This window comes from Flavobacterium sp. (genome assembly GCF_025352425.1).
Taxonomy (GTDB): Bacteria; Bacteroidota; Bacteroidia; order Flavobacteriales; family Flavobacteriaceae; genus Flavobacterium.
Genome location: NZ_JANXTI010000001.1, coordinates 1 through 19,278, shown reverse-complemented (window position 1 = coordinate 19,278; position 19,278 = coordinate 1). Strand labels below are relative to the sequence as shown.

Sequence of the window (19,278 nt, the reverse complement as noted above, 5' to 3'; positions counted from 1 at the left end):
GGATATATGTTAGACGTTTATTTGATATACCTCTATTATCTCTTAGTCTATCATCTATTATCTTAAAAAAATGAGTAAAGTAGTACTTATTACCGGCGGTTCTTCGGGAATTGGCAAAGCCATTGGCGAGTTTTTGTTTCACAAAGGATTTACCGTTTACGGAACAAGCCGTAATCCTGAAAAAGTAACCAATTCAGTATTTCCTTTGATTGCTCTTGATGTTAGAAGTGCAGAAAGTATTCAGCAAGCTGTTGCCAAAGTAATTTCTATTTCAAAAAGAATTGATGTTATAATCAATAATGCCGGTGTTGGAATAACGGGACCAATAGAAGAAACACCAACAGATGAAATGCGAAATAATTTTGAAACCAATTTTTTTGGACCAATTGAAGTTATCAAAACGGTTTTACCACAAATGCGCGAACAAAAATCAGGTTTGATAATCAATATTACTTCAATTGCTGGTTATATGGGTTTGCCTTATCGGGGAATTTATTCAGCTTCAAAAGGTGCGCTCGAATTGGTTTCTGAAGCGATAAGTATTGAAGTGAAACCTTTTGGGATAAACATTGTCAACATTGCGCCGGGAGAATTTGCCACAGAAATTGCCGCTCATCGTTACCATGCGCCAATACGAGAAGGTTCAGTTTATAAAACGGCTTATGAAAACACACTTGGTATGATGAATTCGCATATGCATAGTGGTGATAATCCAAATGATTTTGCAAAAGAAGTGTATCATATCATTCAGGACAAAAACCCAAAACTGCATTATAAAATTGGTGCTTTTATGCAAAAGTTCTCCATCGTCTTAAAACGAATTTTACCGGACAGAATTTATGAAAGTATGCTAATGAACCATTATAAACTTTGAGTGCCTGAGTAAAAAATATCTTAGAAACTTAGAAACTCAAGCTCTCAGAAACTCAAAAATATGTACTTTTGCACAAGTTTTGCGTTAGGGGTAGAGGCAAGCACCGCGTGCAGCCGATGACCCGCCGCTAGGAACGAAGCGGAACGCCCAAAAAATTGGAACACAACTTTTTAAAGATAATTTTATGAAATTTTTTATTGACACGGCTAATCTAAACGACATTAGAGAAGCACAGGCACTTGGCGTACTTGATGGCGTTACAACAAACCCTTCGTTGATGGCAAAAGAAGGAATTACAGGAAAAAACAATATCCTGAAACACTACGTTGATATCTGCAACATTGTTGATGGTGATGTAAGTGCGGAAGTTAATGCTGTTGACTACGAGGGAATGGTTAAAGAAGGGGAAGAGCTGGCTGATTTACATCCGCAAATCGTAGTTAAAGTTCCTATGACCAAAGAAGGTGTAAAAGCTTGTAAATATTTTTCAGATAAAGGAATTAAAACAAATGTAACCTTGGTGTTTTCTGCCGGACAGGCATTATTGGCTGCTAAAGCAGGAGCAACCTATGTGTCGCCGTTCTTAGGAAGACTGGATGATTGTTCTACAGACGGCTTGGCATTGATTCAGGAAATCCGTGACATTTATGATAATTACGCTTTTGAAACGGAAATTTTGGCTGCATCGATTCGTCACACCATGCATGTCGTGAATTGTGCCAAAATTGGTGCCGACGTAATGACCGGACCTTTATCCTCAATTTTAGGATTATTAAAACATCCTTTAACCGATATTGGTTTGGCGCAGTTTCTTGCAGATTATGCTAAAGGGAATCAGTAAGCATTTAGCTTTTAGCAATCAGAAATTAGTATTTTTAATATATATAAAAAATCCCGACTCAATTAGAATCGGGATTTTTATTTTAAAAGCTGTTAGCTACTTCAAATTTTCTTCAAACTGTGAATCGAATATATTGGCAAACGCGTTTTTGATTTTGCCTTTGTTATCAAGAATTATAGTGCGGTGTATTTTGTTAATGGCCCATTTATTTTTTATTGTTTCGAAATCCGAACAATGCACTTCTGTAACTCCTTTGAAATTATATTCCTCAAGCGTCTCCTTCCAATCTTCTTTACTGTCATTGATATTTACAGCTACAAAATTATATTGTGGAAACTTGGCTTTTAGTTTCATGACCTTGACGTGAACTGCTTCAAGATGTGACTTTGCTTTTTCAGTCCAAAAGAAAAATACCGTATTTGGTTTCGTTAAAGTGGATAAAGTGACAGACTTGCCAGATGTATCAATTAAAGGCACTTCGGGCAATTGATTACCCACTTTCAGCATTTGAATTGCATTGCAGATGGCTGTTATTTCGTTCTTTTTGCTCTTGTCGGTAGAAAGTTTTTTATAGGTATCCAAAAACTTAGTATTATTAATCATGTTCTGATCTTCGAGCAAATACGTAAAAGCAATAGTGTTGAGAAGGTTGTTTTTGACTGTTTTATTTTTAATCAGCGTATCGGCAATAGTCATTTTGTTGATGTTGGTTTTCAACGCCAAATCCTTTTCAGTAAAATGATTATGATAATTAATGGTTCCCATATTATTCAGCATATGCGACAAGTACATCACATAGGGAGCATAATTGGAAAGGGCTACATTGTTGAAATCGATTGTCTTTCTGTAATCGTAATAAGTTGCTGGCAATTGGTCAATCATATCTTCTCCGGTCCTTATTTTGTGAACCAAAGGATATAATTCTTTTTTTGAATAGTAGTCAAAGTCCAAAGATGCCTTAGCAAAAACATCAAAATCATCACTCCATTTAATTTCCTGTTTTTTCGTGTTGTAAAAAACGGTTTCTTTTGAATACGTTGAATCTATTTCTTTGGAAAAGTCTTCAAAACTGTCATCAAAGTATTCAAACATTTTGTATTTGTCCTTTTCATTTTTCAAAAACATTTCCATGAGAAAATTATTTTTTTCTTCGCCACGACCGCAAAAAACAATCGATTCATCAAAGTCTTTTGAGTTTACGCGAACCATGATACTATCGTTCTTATCAAAATAAACATATTGGTATTCGGGTTCGTGTTTAAAGGAATAAAGCCCGGGAGCTAATGAGTCAAATTGGGTAAAAAAGCGATTATTTTCGTCAAGTTTTAAGGAATCAATCACTTCATTGTCTTTACAGAACAGAACATAAGGGTTATTCGGATTTACGACTTCACCGCCAAAATAAGCCACATATTCGCAGCCTTTGAACTCGCTTTTACACGAACTAAAAAGGACAAAAACCGGGATAATGAAACCTAAAATTTTTATGTTACTAAACTTGTGCATTCGTTGGAAACTGGTAAACAAAATTAACCTGATACTTTTAATATTATTGTTAACCTAGCGTTAAAGTTAATCTGCGGTAAATATGCTGCTTTCAGTTTAATTATCCAATGTTTTTCCAAGATATTGCTGAATAAATTGAATAAAAAACCCTCACTTAATAGCGAGGGTTTTTATATGAGTTAGCCTTATTGCTTAATAAAGCGTTTTGACTTTGTTGATGATCCGTCCGTGACTTCGATTAAATAGATTCCCGATGGGAGTGTACCTACATAGACAGATTCATTTTCTAAATGATTTTTGATTAACTCTTTTCCCATCATGTCGAAAATCCTAAACTCGGTAAGCGTGTCAGAAGATGAAATATTTAGTACCTCTCCAGTCACAGGATTTGGATATAATTTAAAATCCATTTTGGCAATAACTTCTTCTTCGTCCATTTTCGACGGAGTTGTCGTTATCACTACGGTATAGTCTTCTACTTCACCATAAGAAAATGATTCACAGGCCGTTGGGGCAGTATTATATTTCATACTTACTCTCATTCTTGTAGCTCCGAGTGCAGCCGTAGTAGGAACAAAAATGCTTCCGCTGATTTGTCTTGTTTTAGTTTTAGATTGACTTAGAACCTCTTCACCACTATCTGAAAAATCCCCATCCTGATTAAAGTCTATCCAAATGCGATAAGCTCCTGAAAACATTGAACTTGTCGAAGCGGGTGTAATAAAAACCTGATTGCTTGTCCCAATAGTTAAATTAGTAGACATTGAAGTAAAGTTTCCATAACCGCCATTATTTCCCGAGACATTATCAATCGAACCCAGTTGTACTCCGTTAATATATTCACGGCCAATCCCATTTGATGTACAATAAGCCATAACAGTTGTCAAAGTGGTTACACTTACTGTATTACTTGCAGACGAAGTATTTCCTGCCGCGTCTTTTGCAACTACATAAAAGGTGTAAGTAGTGGAAGCTGATAATCCCGAAGCTGTATAAGTGGTTCCCGTTGCCGATGCTCTTAAGACACCATTTTGATAAATGTTATAACCTGTAACAGCTACATTATCTGAAGCCGCCGCCCAGGAAAGATTGGTTGAAGTTGTTGTCGTTCCCGATGTGTTAAGCGTAGTAGCCGATGGTGCTGTGGTATCACCAACCGAGAGTGTTGTTGCATTAGCAATATTACTTGCAGCTGAAGTATTTCCGGCGGCATCTCTGGCAACTACATAAAAGTTATAGGCGGTGGAAGCTGATAATCCCGAAGCAGTATAATTGGTTCCCGTTGCCGATGCTCTTAAGACACCATTTTGATAAATGTTATAACCTGTAACACCTACATTATCAGAAGCAGCCGCCCAGGAAAGATTGGTTGACGTTGTTGTCGTTCCTGATGTGGTAAGTGTAGTAGCCGATGGTGCTGTGATATCAGCAGCCGAAAGAGTTGTTGCATTAGCAATATTACTTGCAGCTGAAGTATTTCCGGCGGCATCTCTGGCAACCACATAAAAGGTATAGGTGGTGGAAGCTGATAATCCCGAAGCTGTGTAAGTGGTTCCCGTTACCGATGCTCTTAAGGCACCATTTTGATAAACGTTATAACCTGTAACACCTACATTATCTGAAGCAGCCGCCCAGGAAAGGTTCGTTGACGTTGTCGTAGTTCCTAATGCGGTAAGCGTAGTAGTCGATGGTGCTGTGGTATCAATGGCAGAAAGTGTTATTACATTCGCAATATTACTCGTAGGAGAAACATTCCCCGCGGCATCTTTGGCGATAACATAATAGCTATAGGTTACAGCCGACAGTAGTCCCGTCACATGGAGTGTAATTGACGTTGTAGAAACTTTCCATATGCCATTTTGGTACACTTCATAACTTGTTACTCCAATATTATCCGTGGTTGGTGTCCAGGAAAGATTTGTTGATACCGCAGTCGTTCCGGAAGCTGTTAGTGTAGTAATAACCGTCGGCGGTACTGTGTCCACTACAGCAGTACCATTTGTAATAGTAAAGTTAGTATCAGATACATCAAAGAAGATATGATTATTACCTTTAACCATGATTCTGTTTGCTGTTCCGGCAAGATTTGGGATTACTACATTTTCAAATCCATCGTTAGCTGTTCCTGAAATTAAAGTGGTTGAAAAAGTTAATCCGCCATCAGTGGATAATAATATATCGACACTGGCGCAATTCACACCATTTGCCGTAGTACCTGCGACATTCCAGGTAATGCTTTGTGTGCTTCCTCCGGAATAACTAACAGCTGTATTCGGTATACTAACTGTGAATGGTCCGGCTGTTTCGTTAACCGTTACAATTGCATCATCACTATTATTTGCCGGGCCACCTGCTCTGTTATCACGAACTGTTAATCTAAAGTTTAATGGGCGTCCAACTGTTGGTAGCACTTCCCATGGAATTTCAGTTCCCGCAGTCGTGGTGAGACCGCTTAAAACCGTTGCCATTCTGGGAAAATAGCGTGTAGGTGATGTAGTTGGTGGATAAGATCTGAAAATCGGTCCTAAGGTGGCTGTAGCCGTTGGTGTAGCTGTAGTTGCTGAACCTAAATCCATTTCCTCCCAATCATACGTTAGGATATCACCATTAGCATCTGAAGCGGTTCCTGTAAGCATAAAAGGTGTCCCTTTTGGAATGGTATAATCCAGACCGGCATTTACCGACGGAATGGCATTTCCGGTACTTGTAAGTGTAGGACAGGTTTTCGCTTTGATGTTATTGGTTACTTGTTGAATACTTATTGCATGGAAATAGGGATCAGAATGACGCTGAATGTCTTTGGTCGTTATTCCTGCATAACTCATAATCGTTGAACCACTTCCCGGTTCCATTTGGGCACCGGTACCTGATTCGGTAACGTGAGTATAGGTATGATTGGCACCCAATTGGTGTCCCATTTCATGCGCAACATAATCAATGTCAAAATTATCTCCTGAAGGAATACCGCTCGACGGCGATGTATAACCACTGCCTTTTTGACCATCTATACATACACAACCAATACATCCTGCATTTCCGCCACCACCGCTTGCACCTAATAAATGTCCGATATCATAATTGGCTTCTCCAATTACTGCGGTCAGGTTTGACTGCAACTGTGAATTCCAACTCGACATACTAGCCGCATCAGCATAAGGATCAGTGGCAGCGTTAGTATAAATTACGTTATCGTTCGTAGCAATAAGAACCAATCGCACACCAAAATCGGTTTCAAATATTCCGTTACATCGTGTTAAGGTATTATTCATTGCGGCCAAAGCTAATGCTTTGGTACCGCCGAAGTAGGTTGTATATTCTCCCGTACAGGATAAAGCGAGCCTGAATGTTCTGAGTTTAGCATCATCCGCATTTGGACGCAAAAATGCCGAATTATCAATTGTGCTTACAGCCTGATCAATAACACGGCATTCAATCGTACTCAGCGCGGTCTTATAATCTGACTTGCTGTAAACGGTATACGTTTTCATATCAGTACTAACAGGTTCTATAAATACGCTTGGTTTCCCCGGATTTAATGTCATTGATTTGAATCCTAGCGGAGAAATACTAAAGTATACTCTTGTACCTGGGTTCTCAACACTTACAGCAACATAGGATTTAATTTCAGGATATCTTGCTGCCAATGCCGGATCCATAACCGGATTTTCAGACACGCGGAATGCTTCAAAAGTACCTTCTGCATTCGGAAGGGTAATTAACGTGTTCGACTTCTGTGCATTAAACATTCGCTTTGGTGAGTTCATCAAAGCTTTGTGTAATGCGTTTAAGTCTAAATCATAAAGGTTTTTTTTGGGTAAGATTACACCGCTTGCTGTTTTTGCTTTAGAAGTTGCGGTATTACTTCTCCACAATGGATTTCCATTTTGCGCTATGGCCATGCTACTGATTACCAATAAGGTAAGAGAGACAAATCTTTTCATAAGACATTAGTTAAGTTAATTGTTTTAAACTTGGGAGCTTTTACATTTCATCGATAAAAAACACAAAACAATCGATGAACTGCAGATGCGAATGTAATACTCGTATTCAAAAACAACTAATTTTTAACTGTCCTTTTTTAAATAAAAAATGTTAATTATTGTTCTTTCTTTAGAAAATAAAAGGTTCATTAACAAATCATTGAGATGACAATCCCAAAGCCTCATTGACTTTGCAGTACATCTTCCATATTCAAAGAATTACTCGTTGAACTGTATAAAATTTTCGTTGTAATTCACCACGAGGTTTTATTAATAATACAATTACTACGAGCCATTAAGGTGTAAAGCAAGTGTTTATTTACATATGTTAAAGAACTCATTTTAAGCGACTTTAAATTTGTAATCGTTGGTTGACATAATAGAAACCAATAAAATGTGTCTCTCAAAAAACACATTAGTGCAACTGAAAACTAAACACTATTCACTACTTTTGCACGAAATTTAATAAACGGAATTCATGTTAACTGTAAATAACTTATCGGTTCAGTTTGGTAAAAGAATATTGTTTGACGAAGTAAATACTACTTTCACACAAGGCAACTGCTATGGTGTGATTGGTGCTAATGGTGCCGGAAAATCAACTTTCCTTAAAATTCTTGCCGGCGATATTGACCCAACATCGGGAAGGGTTTTCCTTGAACCGGGGAAACGTATGTCAGTTTTGAACCAAAACCACAATATGTTCGATGAGCATACCGTACTGGAAACAGTGATGATGGGGAACAAAGTATTATTTGCTGTGAAATCGGAAATGGATGCCTTGTATGCTGACTACGATGATGCAAAAGCGGATCGAATAGGTGAGCTGCAGGTACAGTTTGAGGAAATGAACGGTTGGAATGCCGAGTCTGATGCGGGTGCGATGTTATCAAACTTAGGAATTCCTGCCGATATGCATTATATGTTGATGGGTGAAGTGGAAGGAAAACTAAAGGTACGTGTGCTGTTAGCGCAGGCATTATTCGGTAATCCGGATGTATTGGTAATGGATGAGCCTACAAATGACCTGGATTTTGAAACTATTTCATGGCTGGAGAATTTCCTGGCGAATTATGAAAATACAGTAATTGTTGTTTCTCACGACCGTCACTTTTTGGATGCGGTTTGTACGCATATTTCGGATATTGACTTTTCCAAGATTAACCATTACTCGGGAAACTATACATTTTGGTATGAATCAAGTCAGTTAGCAGCCCGACAGAAAGCACAGCAAAACAAGAAAGCCGAAGAGAAGAAGGCTGAGCTTGAGGAATTCATTCGTCGTTTTAGCGCCAACGTAGCCAAGTCAAAACAGGCGACTTCGCGTAAGAAGATGATTGAGAAACTGAACTTAGATGAGATTCGACCGTCAAGCCGTCGTTATCCTGCTATTATATTTGATGTTGAAAGAGAAGCGGGAGACCAAATCCTGCATGTGCAAAACTTAGCTGCTTCTGCTGATGGCGAGCTGATGTTTAAGAACGTCGATTTAAATATGGCAAAAGGCGACAAAGTGGTTGTGTTTTCTAAAGACTCACGTGCTACGACAGCTTTCTATGAAATCCTTAACGGAAATTTAAAAGCGGATGCCGGGACTTTTGATTGGGGAATTACTACCAATCAATCGTATCTGCCGAATGACAACAGTACATTCTTTACCGATGGCAACTTAAACCTGGTAGATTGGTTACGTCAATGGGTAAAAACGGAAGAAGAACGCGATGAGGTTTATGTTCGTGGTTTCCTGGGGAAAATGATTTTTTCGGGTGAAGAAGCATTGAAGAAATGTACCGTTTTATCAGGAGGGGAAAAAGTGCGTTGCATGTTATCCCGAATGATGATGATACGCGCTAATGTATTGATGCTTGATGAACCAACAAATCATTTGGATTTGGAATCCATTACGGCTTTTAATAACTCATTGAAGAACTTTAAAGGCTCGGTGCTGTTTACTACGCATGACCATGAGTTTGCACAAACGGTTGCCAACCGTGTACTGGAAATAACTCCAAAGGGTGTAATCGACCGCTATATGACATTTGATGAATATCTTGACGATGAGAAGATTCAGGAGATGAGAAAGAAAATGTATAATTAATATATCATGAAAGCTCCTCAGTAAAACACTGGGGAGTTTTTTTTTACTGGAAGTAATAAGTGAGATGTAAGATGGACGTCCTTAGAATCTGGCAGGCGAGTGTCAAATATTTGAAGAATCCGTAAAAGGAAAAGCTGTTTGAGCGCAGCGAGTTCTTTTCATTTAGGATTCAAAGATAATTTGACCGCCGAAGATTTAAAGCCTTGATTTTTTGTTTCTTTTGCATCAAGGCAAAAGAAAAAACTTTTTTGAGGGTTTATCTCTTCAGCGCAAAGTGCCCTCTCAAAATCCTACCATCCTGCCTATGTGCAACAAACCAGTAATCGTCAGCGAACAATAATTTTCCGTTTAGGGTACCATCCCAGCCGGGGGTATTCGAAAGGATATTGGTAATTAACTTTCCGTAACGATCAAAAATATAGATGTTTAGCTCAGGTTCATTTTCCGAATTCTTTACATACCATTTATCGTTATAACCGTCAGCATTTGGTGTGAAGAACTTCGGATAAGTAAGCAGCTATATTTCTTCAATTACGGTTTTACATCCACTGATGTCACGAACGAAAACAGTATATAACCCTGGTTTTAACCCGGTGAAAGTTGGACTGTTTTGAAAGGTAATACCATCCAGCGAGTATTCAAAAGCACCGGGCTGTGTCGTAACCACGGTAATGCTATTCTCATTATCAGTCCAGTCTTCAAACTCAATATGATCTATTTCAGGTAACACGGCAATTGTTACAGCGATGTCTTTGGATTTTGTACAGGCTAATGAAGCATTATTGCAACTACCGTAGATATTGGTTGCCGTTACACTTATGGTAGTTGTTCCCACATTACTAACTGTAATTGACGGTGTAGCTGCTCCTGTTGACCACAAATAGGTAGTGATTGGCAAATTTCCTGACGATGCATCCAACACTATAGGCTGGCTGTCGCAGATAATATATTCAGGTGTCAGGTTGATTCCGGGAGTTTGTCCCGTAATTAAATTAAAGGAAGCTGACTCGTAACAATTGGGTAATTGGTTAAACGTAAGACGTACATATATCGTTTGTGGATTAGCAGCGGGGCTGTAGGTGGTTAAGTTCGTTATCGGATTGGTATTCGAAGCTACATCCGCCTGAGAGGTATAGTACGACAACGTGTAATCACTCGGTGATTGGTCACCAAGTATAACGACACTTTGTTGTGATAAATCAAAAGTCTCATTTCCGGTTATGGTTGCAGTACAATTAAACAGGTCACACATAGGAAATATAGTAACCAGCGAAGCCAAATCGGAAACATCAAACGTGCGGTTAACAGTATTTCCGCAACTATCCTCTACTTCAAATTTGTAAATGCCCGGTGCAATGTCTAAGAAAACCGCGGATGTTCCATTATCAAGGGTGAATGGAAGCCCGTCTTTTTCGATAATCCTGTAGTGCAACGGCGGAGTTCCATTGGTAAACAACAAAACATCCAGATTACCATTTTCGGAACAGGGCACACGTAAAATATCGTTAATGGACAAAGCATTATTAAAGCTGAGTGTAGGTGACAGGATCTCAATGCAGCTTTTGGTTGCTGAGGTTACTACTCCGCTGTTGATTTCGTTGCCACTGTTATAGGAACGGAAATAATGTACTATCCTAAACACTCCGTTGAATGTAAGGTTGAAATTGGTTGCGTTATTCTGGAGCAAATAAGAATTGGTTTCGGTTATTTTTGTTCCTTCTGTGTAAACTGCTCCCGTTACCGGATTTCCCCAGGTGTTCGTGGCCGGGTCCAATAATCTTTGAAGTCCAAATGCTTCGTCCGCGCTGACATTATCTACGAAATCGAGCGGAATATTAAACGAACCACAATTGGCAGTTAACGAAAAGTTATTGGTTGTTATGGCATAACCTTCAATTGTTTCCGATTGATTTGTAATAATGCCGCAGTTATCGATAATGCTGAAAGTATAATTCCCAGTAGGTAGTCCTGTCATGTATAATATGCCACTGCTTATGATATTATTGGAAATATCATAAGGAAGTGGAAAAGGAAAACCTGCAGGAGCTGCAGTAATTTTTACCGAAGTCAGCCGACCGTTATCACTTTTTATCCTTACCGTCGCACGGTCAATATCACAACCCGGAAGTACCTCAATAGTGGTTCCCTGACTTATATATGCAGGAATGGTAACCGTTAACGGATTTAAGATGTCACCACAATTATCAGTAATCTCAATTGTGTAATCGCCAATAGGCATAGGGTCTAAAATCAAAACTCCTTCACTGGTTAACGAAGCAGTTACATTATGGGGCAAAGTAAAGGGATAGCTTGCAGGAGCGACTGTAACAACTGCTGACACAATCATATAAAGGGGAATGCGTGCCTCTATGTTCCCACTGTTTGAGGAGCATCCGTTGTTGGTCCCTATTATGGTCGGCATAGGAGGAATGGCTACTACAGAAAACTGTGTCGTAGTAGTTTTGCCGCACGTATCGATAACGCTAACAGTGTAATCACCAAAAGGCACCGCAGGTGTACCCGTACCGAAATCAATGCTGGGTTGGGTAAAAGGACCCGGGTAACTGCTGTTAAAAGCCAATCAGGCTTATATAACTGTCTATTAACTTCATCAAAATGGCGAATAGACGAAAGACGTGCTACTTCGATGGATTGTCTATCATCTATCCGTCTATCATCTATTATCTTTTCCTATTATCTTTTTTAAAATACTATGCGTGCATAATAAAAAATTTATTATCTTTGATATTCTTATTATTAAGGATGAAAGACAAAACGATTGATTATATACTCCGCGCTACCTGGCAAGCCGTTGCCAGAATGTATAATGAAGAAGCCTCAAAATATGAAGGTTCGATGGCAATTGGTTTCGCGCTCTTAAGCATTGACAGAGAAGACGGCACGCCATCAACAGCAATAAGCACCCGAATGGGAATGGAACCAACGAGTTTAACACGAACGCTTAAAACATTGGAGGAGAAAGGTTTAATCTTCAGGAAAAAGAATCCTGACGATGGGCGTGGCGTACTGATTTACCTAACTGATTTAGGAAAGGAAAAACGTGAGCTATCAAAGAATACCGTTTTAAAATTCAATGAAACAATAAAACAAAACATCTCCGATGAAAAATTACAGCACTTTATGGAGGTGTCGGATGTGATTAATGAGTTGATTAGTGAGAAAAAGGTATTTTAGAGAAAGACAGAAAGACAGAATGATGATAGACGGATAGATGATAGACGAAAAATAAAAGACTAACCTATGGAAGATTTTAAGCGTCATAATTTTAAGAAACTGAAAGTTTGGCAAATGGGGATGGATATCGCTAAAGCTATCCTGGATATTACGGATACATTTCCAATCTCAGAAAAGTATGGATTAAAAAGTCAAATGGACAGGTGTGCTATTTCAATACCATCAAATATCGCTGAAGGATCTTCGAGAACAGACAAATCTTTTAGTCATTTTATAGATATTTCTTTAGGCTCATCATTTGAATTGCACACTCAATTGTTATTAGCCTATCATAGAAAATATCTATCCGCCGAAGACTCAGATAAAATGGAAACAAAAATTGAAGGATTTCAAAAAGCAACAATGTCATTTCAAAATACATTAAATAACTAAGTCAATATGAACGTCTATCATCTATTCGTCTATTATCTATCATCTATTTCACTAAATAAGATATGAAAAGAACAATCAAAAAAATAGCAGTAATCGGTTCCGGAATCATGGGTTCGGGCATTGCCTGTCATTTTGCTAACATCGGGCTGGAGGTACTGCTTCTGGATATTGTTCCGAATGCCTTAACGGAAACCGAAGAAAAAAAGCAACTGACACTAGAAAGCAAAGTCGTTCGAAACCGTATTGTGAATGAACATTTGGCTAACGCCTTAAAGTCGAGCCCATCGCCTATTTACAGCCAGAAGTTTGCTAACAGGATAACTACAGGAAACACTACAGACGATATGGCAAAGATTGCCAACTACGACTGGGTAATCGAGGTAGTAGTAGAACGTTTGGATATCAAGAAGCTGGTATTTGAACAAATAGATAAATTCAGGAAGCCCGGAACTTTGGTGACTTCCAATACTTCGGGTATACCTATTCACTTTATGAGCGACGGACGAAGTGAGGATTTCCAAAAGCACTTCTGCGGAACCCACTTCTTTAATCCCGCACGTTATTTAAAATTGTTTGAGATTATTCCGGGTCCACAGACTTCTCCTGAAGTATTGGATTTCCTGTTTGATTATGGCTCAAGATATTTAGGTAAGACTTCGGTCATTGCCAAAGACACTCCGGCTTTTATTGGTAACCGAATCGGAATCTTCGGAATCCAAAGCTTGTTTCACCTGGTAAAGGAAATGGGATTGACGATTGAAGAAGTTGACAAACTAACCGGGCCGGTTATCGGCAGACCAAAGTCGGCTACCTTCCGAACTGTCGACGTAGTGGGATTGGATACACTGGTGCACGTTGCCAATGGTTTATATGAAGGCCTTCCGAATGACGAAGCGCATGACTTATTCAAGCTTCCGGACTTCATTAATAAAATGATTGAAAACAAATGGCTGGGAAGCAAAACCGGTCAGGGTTTTTACAAAAAAGTAGATAAGGATATTTTGTCGTTGGATTTGGATACGATGGAATACCGTTCGGCTAAAAAAGCGTCGTTCGCGACATTGGAACTCACAAAAACCATTGACAAGCCAATTGACAGATTCAGGGTTCTTGTAAAAGGAAAAGACAAGGCAGGAGATTTCTACAGAAAGAATTTCAGCGCGATGTTTGCCTATGTCTCGAATCGTATTCCGGAAATCACAGACGATCTGTACAAGATTGACGATGCAATGAAAGCCGGCTTTGGCTGGGAGAATGGTCCGTTTGAAATCTGGGATGCTATTGGCGTTCAGAAAGGAATTGAATTGATGGAAGCCGAAGGTTTAAAACCCGCAGTCTGGGTAAACGAAATGATAGCTGCAGGCACCACGAGTTTTTACACCGTAAAAGAAGGAAACACGTATTACTACAATATCCCCACAAAATCGCAAGTTAAGGTTCCGGGCCAAGACAGTTTCATTATTCTGAATAACATCCGCGAAAACAAAAAGGTCTGGAGTAATAGTGGAACGGTAATTCATGATTTAGGTGATGGCATCTTAAACCTTGAATTCCAGTCTAAAATGAATACCATTGGCGCTGATGTTTTAGTGGGAATCAACAAAGCAATCGACTTAGCCGAAAAAGAATACAACGGATTGGTTATCGGGAATCAGGGAGCCAATTTCTCTGTCGGTGCCAATATCGGAATGATATTTATGATGGCGGTGGAACAGGAATACGAAGAACTGAATATGGCCATCAAAATGTTCCAGGACACGATGATGCGCGTTCGCTATTCGTCAATCCCGGTTATTGTTGCCCCACACGGAATGACACTAGGCGGCGGTTGCGAAATGACATTGCACGCTGATAAAGTTGTGGCTGCAGCCGAAAGTTATATCGGTTTGGTCGAGTTTGGCGTGGGCGTAATTCCCGGCGGTGGCGGTTCTAAGGAAATGGCGTTGCGCGCTTCTGATTTGTTCCGTAAGAATGATGTGGAACTCAATGTGCTGCAGGAGTATTTCTTAGCTGTGGCTATGGCAAAAGTATCGACTTCGGCCTACGAAGCTTTTGATACCGGCATCCTTCAAAAAGGAAAAGACATTGTTGTAGTCAACAAGGACAGGCAGATTGCGGAAGCAAAGAAACACGCACTGGTAATGGCGGAAGCGGGTTATACGCAGCCTGTCAGAAGAACCGATGTAAAAGTTCTCGGTAAACAAGCCTTAGGAATGTTCTTAGTTGGAACCGACCAAATGGTAGCCGGCAACTACATTTCAGAACACGACCAGAAAATCGCAAACAAACTCGCCTACGTAATGGCAGGTGGCGATCTATCGGAACCAACCTTAGTATCAGAACAATACTTACTGGATATCGAAAGAGAAGCATTTTTGAGTTTGTGTACAGAACGAAAGACTTTGGAAAGAATACAGTTTATGTTAACGAAGGGGAAACCTTTGAGGAATTAGAAATTAGATAATAGACGAATAGATAATAGACGAATAGACAATAGACTTTATAGAGAACAGATGAAAAAGTCTATCATCTATCATCTCTTTGTCTATCATCTCAAAAATAACAACAATGAAAACAGCATACATAGTAAAAGCATACAGAACAGCGGTTGGCAAAGCTCCTAAAGGAGTATTTAGATTTAAAAGACCCGACGAACTGGCGGCTGAAACCATACAGTACATGATGAATGAACTGCCTGATTTCGATAAGACAAGAATCGATGATGTCATGGTGGGTAACGCCATGCCTGAGGCCGAACAGGGATTAAACGTTGCGCGTTTGATTTCGTTAATGGGATTAAAGGTGACTGATGTTCCGGGTGTAACAGTAAATCGTTATTGTGCTTCCGGATTGGAAACCATCGCGATGGCAACAGCTAAGATACAGAGCGGCATGGCTGACTGTATCATTGCAGGTGGTGCCGAAAGCATGAGTTTTATTCCAATGGGCGGTTACAAACCCACTCCGGATTACGCAGTCGCTGCCGAAGGACACGAGGATTACTATTGGGGAATGGGTTTAACTGCCGAAGCGGTAGCCAAACAATTTAACGTGTCCCGTGAAGACCAGGATGCCTTTGCATTGAATTCGCATTTGAAAGCTATTAAAGCACAATCCGAAGGTAAGTTTGATAAACAGATTGTTCCGATTACCATCGAGCAAACTTTCATCAACGAAAATGGAAAAAGGGAGACCAAGTCATACACTGTAACAAAAGATGAAGGTCCGAGAGCTGATACCAATGCGGATGCACTTGCTAAACTAAAACCGGTATTTGCGGCTGACGGAAGTGTAACTGCAGGAAGCTCTTCTCAAATGAGTGACGGAGCCGCATTTGTCTTAGTCATGAGCGAAGAAATGGTAAAAGAGTTAAACCTCACCCCTATTGCCCGAATGGTAAGCTACGCCGCCGCAGGTGTAGAACCAAGAATCATGGGAATCGGTCCGGTAAAAGCAATACCCAAAGCATTAAAACAAGCAGGTTTAAAACTAAATGACATCAACTTAATTGAACTAAACGAAGCTTTTGCTTCACAAGCTCTGGCAGTTACTCGCGAATTAGGATTAAATCCTGATATCGTCAATGTGAACGGCGGAGCGATTGCGCTGGGACATCCATTAGGCTGCACAGGAGCTAAGTTATCGGTACAATTATTTGACGAAATGAAACGCCGTGGCGATAAGTATGGAATTGTGAGTATGTGTGTTGGGACTGGACAGGGTGCGGCCGGAGTGTATGAGATGTTGTAAAGAAAGACCGATAGATGATAGACGAATAGATAAGAGACAAATCACTTACATCGATCATTTATTCTGTAATAAACATATTAAGAAAAATTGAATACTTCAAAAGGCAGCAATGTTCTTTCAAATACATTAAACAAAATTATATAATCAGACGTCTATCATCTATTCGTCTATTATCCATCATCTAAAAAAATAAAACCATGAACGATATAACCCGCGGAGGACAATTCCTAGTAAAAGAAACAAAGTGCGAAGACGTCTTCACTCCCGAGGACTTTAGCGAAGAACAAATCATGATGCGTGATTCTGTTAAGGAATTCGTTGACAAGGAAATATGGCCAAACAAAAATCGCTTTGAAGCAAAAGACTATGCTTTTACTGAAGAAGTAATGAAGAAGGCAGGTGAAATGGGATTCCTGAGTGTTTCAGTGCCTGAAGCTTATGGCGGAATGGGAATGGGTTTCGTTGATACCTGTTTGGTTTGTGATTATATTTCGGGTGCAACGGGTTCGTTTTCTACAGCTTTCGGAGCACATACCGGAATCGGGACCATGCCCATCACCTTATACGGAACCGAAGAGCAAAAACAAAAATACGTACCAAAGCTAGCTACTGGCGAATGGTTTGGAGCTTACTGTTTAACTGAACCCGGCGCTGGTTCTGATGCAAATTCGGGAAAAACGAAAGCTGTTTTATCTGCCGATGGAAAACAGTACAGCATCACAGGAGGCAAGATGTGGATATCCAATGCTGGTTTCTGCTCACTATTTATTGTGTTTGCCCGAATTGAAGATGATAAAAACATTACCGGTTTTATTATAGAAAATGACCCTACTAATGGAATTACGATGAATGAAGAAGAGCACAAATTGGGAATCCGCGCCTCCTCTACCCGTCAGGTGTTTTTCAACGAGACTAAAGTTCCGGTTGAAAATATGCTGGCAGGTCGCGGTGAAGGTTTCAAAATTGCGATGAATGCTTTGAATGTTGGTCGTATTAAATTGGCTGCTGCCTGTCTTGATGCGCAACGCCGTGTTACTACTAATGCGGTACATTACGCCAATGAAAGAATCCAATTTAATGTTCCGATTTCGAGCTTTGGAGCTATCAGATATAAATTAGCTGAAATGGCAGCCTCAGCTTACGCCGGAGAGAGTGCGACATACCGTGCTGCAAAAGATATAGAAACGCGAATCAAACTGCGTGAAGAAGAAGGCGCTTCGCATCAGGAAGCGGAATTAAAGGGTGTTGAGGAATTTGCTATCGAATGTTCTATTCTAAAAGTAGCGGTTTCGGAAGACGTACAAAACTGTGCTGACGAAGGAATACAAATATATGGCGGAATGGGATTTTCAGAAGATACGCCAATGGAAAGTGCCTGGCGTGATGCCCGTATTGCCCGTATTTACGAAGGTACTAACGAAATAAACAGAATGTTATCTGTTGGGATGCTAATCAAAAAAGCGATGAAAGGCCATGTTGACTTACTTGGTCCCGCTTCAAAAGTGCAGGAAGAACTGATGGGTATTCCGTCATTTGATATTCCGGATTACTCTGAATTATTTTCAGAAGAAAAAGAACTTATCGGCAAATTGAAAAAAGCGTTCCTAATGGTTGCCGGTGGCGCTGTTCAAAAATATGGACCTGATTTAGATGCGCACCAACAGTTATTAACGGCTGCCGCCGATATTTTAATTGAAATATATATGGCGGAAAGTACCGTTTTGCGTACAGAGAAGCTCGCCAAAAAAGCAGGCGAAGCTAATGTAAAAGAGCAAATTGCCATGGCGAAGTTATACTTATACAAAGCGGTTGATGTTGTTACCCAAAAAGGAAAGGAAAGCATTATATCCTTTGCCGAGGGAGACGAACAACGTATGATGCTAATGGGATTACGTCGTTTTACAAAATACACCAACATGCCAAACATCGTTGGTTTAAGAGAGACTATTACCACCAAGTTAGTGGCGGAAAATAGTTATTGTTTTTAGTTAGAAGTTAATTGTTAGTTCGTTGAAAAGGTGTTCTGAAAAGGCCGCCTTTTTTACTATTGTTTAAGAAGCTTGAAGTGCGATGTTTTGCCGGCACTTTGTGCATTGATAAAATACATTCCTGAAGCCTGGCTGCTAAAGTCAATGGTTTCATGCAATAGATTCGAATAGTGATTACTATAAACTTTTTTTCCTAAGACATCATACACGCTAATTTCAACATCTGTTAGAGCACTAATTCCGTCAGCATCCATATTAAAAATTCCGCTACATGGATTTGGATACACTACTAAATTATCTCTATATTCATTTTGGTTAACCCCTAAAACACCTCCTGCAAACTGATACAAATAAGCAAAAGCCTGAAAGTATTGATTGGCGATATTCAAATCGTGAACAATTAAAATATTCTCGTCATTTTTATTTTCTGCGGAAGAGCTCCAATTGTGCGAACCAACCAAAACCAAAGGATCTGAAGCACTATTGTTGTTATCTACAACCATGAACTTGTGATGCATTATACCGCTTCCTGAATAGGTTACGGCGTGATTGGCAGCAAGGCTGGATTGAAGAGTAGTAATTTGATTCCCCGAGGGATTTTGACTGTCAATAAC

Annotated in this window: 13 protein-coding genes; 8 read left to right on the top strand and 5 right to left on the bottom strand. The window is 39.7% G+C overall.

Translation table 11 applies throughout. The features are described from left to right. Positions 1 to 70 precede the first annotated feature (70 nt). Together Q0Q99_RS00060 and fsa are read left to right on the top strand one after the other, a co-directional pair. Entirely contained in the window at positions 71 to 874 is an 804-nt protein-coding gene (locus tag Q0Q99_RS00060) for an SDR family oxidoreductase (protein ID WP_293889685.1), read from the top strand. Positions 875 to 1,058: 184 nt separating this feature from the next. Beyond that, positions 1,059 to 1,715, top strand: coding sequence for a fructose-6-phosphate aldolase (gene fsa / locus Q0Q99_RS00055; RefSeq protein ID WP_293889684.1), 657 nt, complete (start codon positions 1,059 to 1,061; stop codon positions 1,713 to 1,715). Positions 1,716 to 1,811: 96 nt separating this feature from the next. Here fsa and Q0Q99_RS00050 read toward each other — a convergent pair whose 3' ends face one another. After that, positions 1,812 to 3,221, bottom strand: coding sequence for a thioredoxin-like domain-containing protein (locus Q0Q99_RS00050; RefSeq protein WP_293889682.1), 1,410 nt, complete (start codon positions 3,219 to 3,221; stop codon positions 1,812 to 1,814). A 185-nt stretch (positions 3,222 to 3,406) separates the two neighbouring features. Continuing rightward, a complete protein-coding gene (locus Q0Q99_RS00045; RefSeq protein ID WP_293889680.1) occupies positions 3,407 to 7,162 on the bottom strand; it encodes a reprolysin-like metallopeptidase in 3,756 nt (1,251 codons plus the stop codon). Between the two features lie 517 nt (positions 7,163 to 7,679). On the opposite strand from Q0Q99_RS00045, the gene Q0Q99_RS00040 reads away from it, so the two are divergent. Next, positions 7,680 to 9,299, top strand: a complete 1,620-nt coding sequence (locus tag Q0Q99_RS00040) for an ABC-F family ATP-binding cassette domain-containing protein (protein WP_293889678.1) — start codon at positions 7,680 to 7,682, stop codon at positions 9,297 to 9,299. A 256-nt stretch (positions 9,300 to 9,555) separates the two neighbouring features. Here Q0Q99_RS00040 and Q0Q99_RS12865 read toward each other — a convergent pair whose 3' ends face one another. Both Q0Q99_RS12865 and Q0Q99_RS00035 read right to left on the bottom strand, forming a co-directional pair. Beyond that, on the bottom strand, positions 9,556 to 9,816 hold the full coding sequence (locus Q0Q99_RS12865; protein WP_367174942.1) for a T9SS type B sorting domain-containing protein: 261 nt from the start codon (positions 9,814 to 9,816) through the stop codon (positions 9,556 to 9,558). Continuing rightward, positions 9,817 to 11,880, bottom strand: coding sequence for a hypothetical protein (locus Q0Q99_RS00035; RefSeq protein WP_293889676.1), 2,064 nt, complete (start codon positions 11,878 to 11,880; stop codon positions 9,817 to 9,819). A gap of 182 nt (positions 11,881 to 12,062) precedes the next feature. Here Q0Q99_RS00035 and Q0Q99_RS00030 point away from each other — a divergent pair, with 182 nt between their 5' ends. The 5 genes from Q0Q99_RS00030 to Q0Q99_RS00010 all read left to right on the top strand — a co-directional run bounded on the left by Q0Q99_RS00030 (position 12,063) and on the right by Q0Q99_RS00010 (position 18,664). Further along, positions 12,063 to 12,494, top strand: coding sequence for a MarR family transcriptional regulator (locus Q0Q99_RS00030; RefSeq protein WP_293889711.1), 432 nt, complete (start codon positions 12,063 to 12,065; stop codon positions 12,492 to 12,494). A gap of 66 nt (positions 12,495 to 12,560) precedes the next feature. Next, positions 12,561 to 12,926, top strand: a complete 366-nt coding sequence (locus Q0Q99_RS00025) for a four helix bundle protein (RefSeq protein ID WP_293889674.1) — start codon at positions 12,561 to 12,563, stop codon at positions 12,924 to 12,926. A 62-nt stretch (positions 12,927 to 12,988) separates the two neighbouring features. Further along, positions 12,989 to 15,379, top strand: a complete 2,391-nt coding sequence (locus tag Q0Q99_RS00020) for a 3-hydroxyacyl-CoA dehydrogenase/enoyl-CoA hydratase family protein (protein ID WP_293889672.1) — start codon at positions 12,989 to 12,991, stop codon at positions 15,377 to 15,379. A gap of 115 nt (positions 15,380 to 15,494) precedes the next feature. Beyond that, positions 15,495 to 16,676, top strand: coding sequence for an acetyl-CoA C-acyltransferase (locus Q0Q99_RS00015; protein WP_293889670.1), 1,182 nt, complete (start codon positions 15,495 to 15,497; stop codon positions 16,674 to 16,676). 197 nt (positions 16,677 to 16,873) lie between these two features. Then, positions 16,874 to 18,664: an acyl-CoA dehydrogenase family protein gene (locus Q0Q99_RS00010; protein ID WP_293889668.1), complete on the top strand. Its 1,791-nt coding sequence runs from the start codon at positions 16,874 to 16,876 to the stop codon at positions 18,662 to 18,664. A 56-nt stretch (positions 18,665 to 18,720) separates the two neighbouring features. On the opposite strand, the gene Q0Q99_RS00005 is transcribed toward Q0Q99_RS00010, so the two are convergent. Continuing rightward, positions 18,721 to 19,278 (bottom strand): T9SS type A sorting domain-containing protein (locus Q0Q99_RS00005; protein WP_293889666.1); only part of this gene is annotated, 558 nt, incomplete at its 5' end.